The 8,803-nt window shown below is 69.2% G+C and carries 9 protein-coding genes; 6 read left to right on the forward strand and 3 right to left on the reverse strand.

Annotated features, from left to right (window positions below; translation table 11 throughout):
• The first annotated feature begins 77 nt into the window (after positions 1 to 77).
• Entirely contained in the window at positions 78 to 1,487 is a 1,410-nt protein-coding gene (locus ACESK5_RS10530; RefSeq protein ID WP_372911524.1) for an NAD(P)/FAD-dependent oxidoreductase, read from the forward strand.
• 81 nt (positions 1,488 to 1,568) lie between these two features.
• Here ACESK5_RS10530 and ACESK5_RS10535 read toward each other — a convergent pair whose 3' ends face one another.
• Entirely contained in the window at positions 1,569 to 2,021 is a 453-nt protein-coding gene (locus ACESK5_RS10535; RefSeq protein ID WP_372911525.1) for a phosphate-starvation-inducible PsiE family protein, read from the reverse strand.
• Between the two features lie 202 nt (positions 2,022 to 2,223).
• The gene (locus ACESK5_RS10540) at positions 2,224 to 3,726 is read right to left on the reverse strand and encodes a hemolysin family protein (protein WP_372911526.1); all 1,503 of its coding nucleotides are present in this window, start codon (positions 3,724 to 3,726) and stop codon (positions 2,224 to 2,226) included.
• Between the two features lie 228 nt (positions 3,727 to 3,954).
• Here ACESK5_RS10540 and ACESK5_RS10545 point away from each other — a divergent pair, with 228 nt between their 5' ends.
• A complete protein-coding gene (locus tag ACESK5_RS10545) occupies positions 3,955 to 4,398 on the forward strand; it encodes a CopG family ribbon-helix-helix protein (RefSeq protein ID WP_372911527.1) in 444 nt (147 codons plus the stop codon).
• A gap of 9 nt (positions 4,399 to 4,407) precedes the next feature.
• Here ACESK5_RS10545 and ACESK5_RS10550 read toward each other — a convergent pair whose 3' ends face one another.
• Complete coding sequence (locus ACESK5_RS10550; protein WP_372911528.1) at positions 4,408 to 4,662, reverse strand: hypothetical protein; 255 nt, start codon at positions 4,660 to 4,662, stop codon at positions 4,408 to 4,410.
• Positions 4,663 to 4,853: 191 nt separating this feature from the next.
• Between ACESK5_RS10550 and ACESK5_RS10555 the strand changes: the two genes are divergently transcribed.
• The 4 genes from ACESK5_RS10555 to ACESK5_RS10570 all read left to right on the forward strand — a co-directional run bounded on the left by ACESK5_RS10555 (position 4,854) and on the right by ACESK5_RS10570 (position 8,669).
• A complete protein-coding gene (locus ACESK5_RS10555) occupies positions 4,854 to 5,744 on the forward strand; it encodes a CBS domain-containing protein (protein WP_372911529.1) in 891 nt (296 codons plus the stop codon).
• A 58-nt stretch (positions 5,745 to 5,802) separates the two neighbouring features.
• On the forward strand, positions 5,803 to 6,504 hold the full coding sequence (locus tag ACESK5_RS10560; RefSeq protein WP_372911530.1) for an SDR family NAD(P)-dependent oxidoreductase: 702 nt from the start codon (positions 5,803 to 5,805) through the stop codon (positions 6,502 to 6,504).
• A 60-nt stretch (positions 6,505 to 6,564) separates the two neighbouring features.
• Complete coding sequence (malQ, locus tag ACESK5_RS10565) at positions 6,565 to 8,070, forward strand: 4-alpha-glucanotransferase (RefSeq protein ID WP_372911531.1); 1,506 nt, start codon at positions 6,565 to 6,567, stop codon at positions 8,068 to 8,070.
• A gap of 227 nt (positions 8,071 to 8,297) precedes the next feature.
• Complete coding sequence (locus ACESK5_RS10570) at positions 8,298 to 8,669, forward strand: hypothetical protein (protein ID WP_372911532.1); 372 nt, start codon at positions 8,298 to 8,300, stop codon at positions 8,667 to 8,669.
• Positions 8,670 to 8,803: the final 134 nt, after the last annotated feature.

The following is an 8,803-nucleotide window of genomic DNA, read 5'->3' on the forward strand; positions in this document are numbered from 1 at the left end:
CGGGAGGAGGGGAGGACGGGCACGAGACGCGCACGACCGCCGCAACCGCTTTCGTGCTCCCCCGAGGAGGCCGGACTATGCACGTCGCGCTCATCGGTGCGTACGGGAGTGCTGGAACCGCCGTCGCCGGTCGCCTCGTCGAACAGCTCGGGGAGGAGGTCACCCGACTGACGCTCGTCGACGACGGCGACCCCGGCGGGGGACTCTGCATCCTCAGAGGGTGTATGCCGTCGAAGGAGGTCATCTCGGCGGCGGGTCACCGGTACCAGGCCCGACACGACGACCGACTCGTCGGTTCCACGCCGGAGATGGACCTGCAGCGGGTGGTCGAGACGAAGGACGGCCACGTCGAGAACTTCGCGCGCCACCGTCGGGCGGCGGTCCACGACATGGCCGAGCGCGAGGGGTGCGAGTTCCGCCACGAGCGCGCGACGTTCGTCGACGACCACACCCTGCGCCTCCACCCGAGCGGCGACGAACTCGACGCCGACTACGTCGTCGTCGCTACCGGCTCGGTGGTGAACGTCCCGGACCTCCCCGGCATGGCGTCGGTCGACCCGATGACGAGCGCGGACGTCCTCGACGCGACCGACCTTCCCGATTCAGGCGTCGTGATGGGCTTCGGCTACGTCGGGCTCGAACTCGTCCCCTACCTCGCAGAGGCCGGCGTCGACCTCACTGTCGTCGAACACGACGCGCGCCCGCTGGACGAGGCCGACCCCGACTTCGGCGACGAACTCCTGGCGCTCTACCGCGAGGAGTTCGGCGTCGAGGTCCTCACCAACACGTACGAGACGCGGGTGGAGTCCGTCGACAGTGGGATCCGGATGCAGCTCGACCACGACGGCGAGGAGACGACGCGGGAGGCCGAGGCGCTCTTCCTCTTCACGGGGCGACGGCCGGACCTCGCGGGCCTCGGCCTGGAACACACCGCCATCGACCCGACGGGAGAGTGGGTTCACGACACGATGCAGGCCCGTGACGACCCCCGGACGTTCGTCGTCGGCGACGTCAACGGGAAGGAGCCCATCCTCCACGTCGCCAAGGAACAGGGGTTTGTCGCCGCCGACAACGTCCTCGCGCACGCGGCGGGCCGGGAACTGGAGGCGTACGAGAACGTCCACCACCACGTCGTCTTCTCGGCGGGGGGCGTCTACCCCTACGCTCGCGTCGGCCACTCCGCCGCGTCGGCCACCGCGGCGGGCGTCGACCACGTCGCCGTCACGCGGCGGGCCAGCGACGACGGGGTGTTCAAGACGAAGGCCGCGCCCAGAGGGCTGGCGAGTCTCGTCGTCGGCACGGACGGGACGGTGCTCGGCTACCAGGGACTGCACTACCACGCGGACGTGATGGCGAAGACGATGCAGTTGGCGGTGGAGATGGGGCTGGACGTCCACGAGATTCCCGACCGGGCGTACCACCCGACGACGCCGGAGATTCTGGACGGCCTCTTCCGGGAGGCGAAGGCGAAACTGCGAGAGTCGTGACGGGTCGGGTCGCGGTGTGCCGGGGACCGGAGCGAACCGACGTCGGGGTGGACCGGAAGGCGACGTGGGCGGCCGGGCGGCTCACTCGAGGTCCGGTTCGAGCGGTTCGACGTCGACGCGACGGATGACGAAGAACGCCGCGATGAGGACGGCGAGGAGGAGCGTGAACGACCCCGCCGCGACGAACGCGCTCTCGACACTCTCGTACTCGCCGGGACGGTAGCTGATGACCTTCCGCGCGATGGCGATGAGCGCGGCGTTGATGACGATTCGAATCACCGGTTCGTTCCGGCTGAAGGCGACGACAGTCTGGAACACCTCGACGATGATGAGGAGCAGGAGGACGGTGTCGATGAGGTCGATGACGGCGTTGGGGTCGGTGAAGCGCCCCGAGAGGAGCAGTTCGTACAGCGACAGCCCCAGGTCGAAGACGCCGATGGCGAACAGCGCCACCAGGAAGTACGCGGCACCCATCTCCAGCCACCGCATCACCCGCTCGGAGTTCGCCGCGAAGTCTTCGAGTTCGAGCGCCACGCTCGGGGGGAAGGACCGAGCCGTCCAAAGCGTTGTGGCAGCCACACTCCCGGGTCGGATTCACGGCTGGCGGCCGACGGCGCTCGGCTCGCCCACTCGCCAGGGAATCCGCGCCGGGGCCGTCCGCCATCGACCCGACCGCGTCCCGTCCGTCGGCCCGACCGCGTCCCGTCCGTCGGCCCGACTGCGCCCTGTCCGCCGGTCAGCGCTCGCTCGCATCCTCGTCTGTCCCGGCGTCCGCGCGGGACCCGTCGCTCCCGCCGTGCGCCTCGGAGTCGCTGCTGAGAGAACCCCGGCCGTCGGACCGACCGTGCTCCTCGGCGGTCGCCGACGCGTTGACCGCGTCCGCGTCCGCGTCACTCGCCGGCACGCCGTCGACGACCGGCCGGACGCGGACGCGACGGATGCGGTGGCCGTCGACGCGTTCGACGTCGAGGGCGACGTCGTCGACGACGACGCGGTCACCGACGTCGCCGATGCGGCCGAGTTCGGCGTTGATGAGACCGGCGACCGTCTCGAACTCGCCCTCGGTGGTGAGGTCGACGCCGAGGGCGTCGTTCACCTCGCCGACCGTGACCTCTCCCTTGACCACGAGGCCGTCGGTCGTGGGGCGGATGAGTCGTTCCTCGCCGACCTCGAAGATTTCGCCGACGATCTCCTCGAGGATGTCCTCGACGGTGAGGATGCCTTCGGTCTCGCCGAACTCGTCGCGGACGATGACCATCGTGACGCGCTCGGCCTGCATCTCGGCGAGGAGGTCGTCTATCTCCCGTCCCTCGGGGACCTGCAGGCTGGGGAGGAGGACGTCGTCGAGCGTCTTCCCCTCGCGGCGGGCGCGCTCGGCGTCGCGGATGTCGGCGATGCCGACGACGTGGTCGAGGGTCCCCTGGTAGACGGGGACGCGAGTGAGGCGGTTCGTCGCACAGACCTCGATGACCTCGTCGAGTGGCGTCTCGACGTCGACGGCGATGACGTTCACGCGCGGGACCATCACCTCGCGTGCGGAGGTCGATCCGAGGTCGAAGACGCCCTCGACCATCTCGTGTTCGGCCTCGTCGATGGCACCGACGCGCTCGCCGGTCCTGAGGAGCGCCGTGATCTCCTCGCGGGTGACGTAGGGACGTTCGATGTCGCTCCCGCCACCCGTGAATCGGTTGAGACCGCGGGAGACGACGTCGAACAGGACGACGAGCGGGAAGAGCACGCGCTCGACGGTCCGGAGGGGGCCGGCGACGCGGAGCGCGAGGCGTTCGGGGTTGGCGACGCCGTACGACTTGGGCGTGATCTCGCCGAAGACGAGGACGAGCGCGCTCATGCCGAGCGTCGTCGCGACGACGGCGAGTTCGGGCGAGAGCGTCGCCGCCAGCAGGACGGACGCGATGCTCGCCATCGCGATGTTGACCATGTTGTTCCCGACGAGGATGGTCACGAGGAGGCGGTGGGGGTCCTCGCGGAGTCGCTCGAGCACCACCGCACGGGGGTCGACGTCCCCCTCGGTCTCTAAGAGGACCGACAGCTGGTGACGCTCCAGCGAGAAGATGGCGATTTCGCTGCCGGAGAAGAACGCGCTCACGCCGAGCAACACGACGATGACGACCCCACCGGCGACGAGCGCGGTCGGAGTGAGGACGGTGTCGGTCGCCGTCTGTGCGACCTGCGCGGTCACGGCCGTGACGCCCACGGCCGGGGAGCCGACGCCGGTCATCGGCGACTCACCCGGTCGGGTGGCCGGCGCAGTCGATGCCGCCACCGGGGCGTCTCGGAGAGTCGATGCCCCGACAGGTCGTCGCGAGTCCCGAGGGAAGTCATAGCCGTGGATGGACCGACGGGCGGTTAGTTCCTGTGGATGGGGAGGGGTGTCACGCGACCCGACGCCGTCGAGCGGAGGGCTCGAATGCTAATCTTTAATACTTCCAGGGCACTGTTTTAATACATGACCGTTGTCAGCGTCTCGATGCCCGAGGAACTCCTCGAGCGAATCGACAGCTTCGCCGACGAACACGGCTACACCGGGCGGAGCGAGGTCATCCGCGAGGCGTCACGGAACCTGCTCGGCGAGTTCGAGGACCGCCGACTCGAGGACCGCGAACTGATGGCCGTCGTGACGGTCATCTTCGACTACGAGACGACGAGCGTCGAGGAGCGGATGATGCGCATCCGTCACGAGTACGAGGGCCTGGTCGCCTCGAACATCCACAGTCACGTCGGCGGTCACTTCTGTATGGAACTGTTCGTCCTCGAGGGCCGACTGGAGGAGATATCGACGTTCGTCGGGCGCATCAGGGCGACGAAGGACACCCTGAGCGTCGACTACTCCGTGATGCCCGTCGACGAGTTCGTCTCGGTCCCCGGGCACGACCACGCGCACGAGCACTGAACGGGTGACTCAGCGGCACTCTTCGAGCGAGTGGAACGACCCCTCCTGTGCCGTCAACCACGCCGTCGTCCGTGGCAGGTCCTCGGAGGCCACTCGCGGGAAGATGGTGCACTCGTCGGGCGCGTCGTCGTACTCCTCGACGTGTCCGCAGAAGTGTGTCGCGCCGTCGGCGTCGGGTTCGGGCCCGAGGTCGAGGCCGAACGGGACTGCGTCCCAAGCCGTCCCCCCACCGGCGTCGGAGTCGCAGTCGTTCGTGTCAGACATGTATATAGTTCCCGCCCCGGATGTTACTCATGGTCGTTGATGTACTTTTCTATCGTGGACGGTGTGGAACCACGCGACCGCGGGCCGGAACGGACGTGGATGTTTCAGCTAGCCTCCGGTGAAACTGTGATTCTCCAGGACGACGCCCCGCGTGCGGAACGCGTTAGTGTGTCCGTGCGGAAGAGGAGGTCATGCCGTCAGACGCTGCCGACGCGGCGAGCAACGGTCGGGCCACCCTGTTCGCGGTCACCGTCCGCGAGGTGATGCGGCGGAACGTCGAGACCGTCGGACGGGAGACGTCGGCCCGAGCGGTCGTCCGACGCCTCCACGAGGCCGACGTCGGGTCCATCCTGGTCGTCGACGACGACGGGACGCCGACCGGTATCGTCACCGACTCCGACGTGCTGGGACTCGTCGTCGACGACCGGCCGCTGTCGGAGTTGACGGCCGCCGACTGTCTGTCCGCGCCGGTCGTGACCGTCGACGCCGACGACGGCATCGAGCGAGCGGCCGAGGCGCTCCGCGAACACGACATCGACCAGGCACCCGTCCTCGACGACGACTCTCTCGTCGGCGTCGTCTCCGTCCGTGAACTCTCGTACTACCTGCCCGGACTGTCACTGTCGGACGTGTCGACGCGGGGTGACGGCGAGTACGCCTACGAGGACCGCGCGGCCCCGGGCGTCGACGTGGGCGACGTCGTCCGGTTCTCGAAGCGACTCGGCGACGGCGACGTCCGGGCGTTCGCCCGGGCGTCGGGCGACGAGAACCCGCTCCACCTCGACGACGGGTTCGCCGCGACGACGCGGTTCGGCACCCGCATCGCACACGGCGTCCTCACCCTCGGCGTCGTGAGCGCGGCGCTCTCGCGTTTGCCCGGACTCGTCATCTACCTCTCACAGAGCGTCCGGTTCGTCGGCCCCGTCGAGGTCGGTGACCGCGTGACTGCCGTCTGCGAAGTCGTCGACGCACTCGGCGGCGGCCGGTTCCGACTCCGGACGGTCGTGAAGAGCGACGACGGTGACCCCGTCGTCGAGGGCGAGGCAGTCGTTCTGGTCGACGGACGCGACGGCAGCGAGTGACGAGGGACGGTCCGCGAGGCCCCAACGATTTATCCCGCCTGCCTCCCCTTCCACACGTATGTCAGTCGAGTACGACTTCGAGGGACGGGTAGTGCTGGTGACCGGGGCAGGCGGCGCACTCGGCGCCGGCGTCGTGGAGGCCTTCGTCGACAGCGGCGCGACGGTCGCTGCCGCGGACCTCCTGGAGCCGGAAGAGGTCGACCTGCCCGACGGCGCGAGGTACTACCAGGGCGACTTCACCGACGAGGAGTCGGTCGCAGACACCGTCGAAGCCGTCGTCGAGACCCACGGTGGCCTCGACGCACTCGTCAACGTGGCCGGCACCTGGCGCGGCGGGACACCGGTGGACGAGACGGACGTCGAGACGTTCGACTTCCTCTTCGACGTCAACCTCAAGACGATGTTCCTCGCGTCGAAGCACGCGCTCCCACACCTGCGCGAGGCGGACGCGGGCGCCATCGTCTCCGTCTCCGCACGGTCGTCGCTGGAGGGAGGAGCGGGGGACAGCGTCTACCGCGCGTCGAAGGCGGGGGTGCGACTCCTCACCGAGAGCATCGCCGAGGAGAACCGCGGCGAGGTGCGGGCGAACGCCATCATGCCGAGTATCATCGACACGCCGGCGAACCGCGAGATGATGCCCGACGCCGACCACGACTCGTGGCCGACGCCCGCCGAACTCGCCGACGTCGTCTGCTTCCTCTGTAGCGACGCCGCGGGCGTGACCAGTGGGGCCGCAGTGCCGGTGTACGGCGAGGCCTGAGCCACGTTCGAGCCGCCACCGACCCACCAGTTCTTCTGTACGGGCGGAGTCACACCAGTCATGACACTCGACCGGCAGAGCGGAATCTTCTGCCACGTCGCCTCCCTCCCGGGACCACAGGGCGTCGGGAGTCTCGGCGAGCCGGCGCGGCGGTTCGTCGACTTCCTCGCTCGCGCCGACCAGTCGCTGTGGCAGTTCTGCCCCGTCGGTCCGACCACCGTCGACTACGGCAACTCGCCGTACTCGGCGCTGTCGGCCGTCGCCGGCAACCCGCTGTTCGTCGACCTCGCGGACCTCTGCGACCGGGGGTGGCTCGACGGCGTCGAGTCGGTGACGTTCGACGAGGGAGTCGTCGAGTACGAGCGGGTCACGACCCACGTCGAAGCCCACCTCCGCCGTGCCCACGAGGGGTTCGAGGCACGGGCCACGCCCGCAGCGCGTAAGGCGTTCACGACCTTCCGCGAGTCGAACGGCTGGCTCGACGGCTACGCGCTGTTCCGGGCACTCAAGACCGACCACGACGGTGCCGCGTGGACGGAGTGGCCGCGGGGCGAGCGGGACCGAGAACCGGACGCGCTCGCGGCGGCCCGCGGGCGGGTGGCCGACGACGTCGCGTTCCGGGAGTTCTGCCAGTTCTGTTTCGACCGGCAGTGGGCGGCGCTCCGAGCCTACGCGGCGGAACGGGGCGTGTCGCTCGTTGGCGACATCCCGATCTACGTGGCGGGGGACAGCGCGGACGTCTGGGCCAACCGCGACGTGTTCCAACTCGACGACGAGGGGCACCCGACGGCGGTCGCTGGCGTTCCCGACGCGCCGGGAGAGGTCTTCTCCGCACAGCGGTGGGGGATGCCGCTGTTCGACTGGGCGGAGCTGGAGCGGACGGACTTCGCGTGGTGGGTCGGGCGTCTCGACCGGCTGTTCGAGCAGTGCGACCTGGTGCGAATCGACCACTTCCGGGGACTGGAGCAGTACTGGGCGATTCCCGCCGACGAACCGGACCCGAACGTGGGTGAGTGGCGAGACGTGCCGAGCGAGGCGTTCTTCGACGCGCTCGTCCGCACGTTCGGTGACCTCTCCGAGCGCGCGTTCGCCGAGGACATCGGTCACATCACCGACGCAGTGGACGAGCTCCGGGCGCGGTACGGACTGGCGTCGCTGAAGCTCCTCCCGTTCGTCGACTGGTGTGAGGACGGGCACCCACACAAACCACACCGCTACACGGCGGACACCGTCGCGTACACCTCGACACACGACTCCGAGACGGCGCGTGGAGCGTACGAGTCGCTGTCGACCGACCAGCGCGTCTGTTTCGACGACTACTTCGGAGGGGACGTCACACGCGAGACGGTCCACGAGACGTGCATCGAGGCGGTGTGGGAGTCGGACGCGAGCCTGGCGCTGGCACAGGTACAGGATGTCCTCGGCCTCGGGAACGACGCGCGGTTCAACGTCCCCGGGACGACAGCGGACAACTGGGCGTGGCGCGTCAGGGAGGAGCAGTTGACCGACGCGGCCGCGGACTGGCTGGCCGGCGTGACCAGGGACGCCGACCGTGCGGGCGGGTGAGAACGCACCGGGAGTCGAGGAGGGGCGAACAGCCGGCACACGCTCGCCACACGGTGTCGTGCCGGACAGTCGCGTCCCACCGTGCGCTGGCAGTCAGGGCACGCGGTGAGGTGGGCGCGTCTTCGTACGTGAACCCGCGCCTCACTCCGGAGAGCTCCGGTCGCGACGGGACACTCCCGCCGCGCGAACCCACAACCGTTTTGTCACGTCTGGATAACGAGGAGGGTATGAGCGAACACACCGACGTGGAGGAGACGACGCTGACGCACCGCGTGGTGCTGCTCGGAGTCGCCGAACTGAGCGGGCGTGACGACGTGCCCGCGCACGCGGGCGAAGTCGTGAGCCTCTGTATCGACAACCTCGCAAACGTCGACGGGGACGTCCTCGGGCGACTCTCGGAGGCCGACGTCGCCCGCGCACTCAACGAACTCGAGGACGCCGGCCTCGTCGAACGCGCCGACGTCGGCGACACCTCCGCGGTGGGGAAGGGTCGTCCGGCGTACGTCCTCCCGATGGGAGCAGACGCGCTGTGTGACGCGTTCGACGACGACGACCGGTTGGCGGCACTCGTCGACCACGTCGAAGCAGTCTGCGAATAGAGGGCAGCGCGGCCGGGACGGTGGCCGTCGGTGGCACGTTCTATCGACGCCCCAGGAGGGTCAGGGACACGGCTCCGGCGTAGACGCCGATGGCGACGACGACGATGGTGCCCCCGGTGGCGACGCCGTACGCG

It is taken from the genome of Salinigranum sp. (assembly GCF_041641895.1).
In the GTDB taxonomy this organism is placed as follows: domain Archaea; phylum Halobacteriota; class Halobacteria; order Halobacteriales; family Haloferacaceae; genus Salinigranum.

What these genes read in the sequence shown, in the direction of transcription:
- ACESK5_RS10530 (WP_372911524.1), top strand. Translation starts at nt 78, where the DNA reads ATGCACGTCGCGCTCATCGGTGCGTACGGGAGTGCTGGAACCGCCGTC.
- ACESK5_RS10555 (WP_372911529.1), top strand. Translation starts at nt 4,854, where the DNA reads ATGCCGTCAGACGCTGCCGACGCGGCGAGCAACGGTCGGGCCACCCTG.
- ACESK5_RS10570 (WP_372911532.1), top strand. Translation starts at nt 8,298, where the DNA reads ATGAGCGAACACACCGACGTGGAGGAGACGACGCTGACGCACCGCGTG.
- ACESK5_RS10540 (WP_372911526.1), bottom strand. Translation starts at nt 3,726, where the DNA reads ATGACCGGCGTCGGCTCCCCGGCCGTGGGCGTCACGGCCGTGACCGCG.
- ACESK5_RS10560 (WP_372911530.1), top strand. Translation starts at nt 5,803, where the DNA reads ATGTCAGTCGAGTACGACTTCGAGGGACGGGTAGTGCTGGTGACCGGG.
- ACESK5_RS10545 (WP_372911527.1), top strand. Translation starts at nt 3,955, where the DNA reads ATGACCGTTGTCAGCGTCTCGATGCCCGAGGAACTCCTCGAGCGAATC.
- ACESK5_RS10550 (WP_372911528.1), bottom strand. Translation starts at nt 4,662, where the DNA reads ATGTCTGACACGAACGACTGCGACTCCGACGCCGGTGGGGGGACGGCT.
- malQ (WP_372911531.1), top strand. Translation starts at nt 6,565, where the DNA reads ATGACACTCGACCGGCAGAGCGGAATCTTCTGCCACGTCGCCTCCCTC.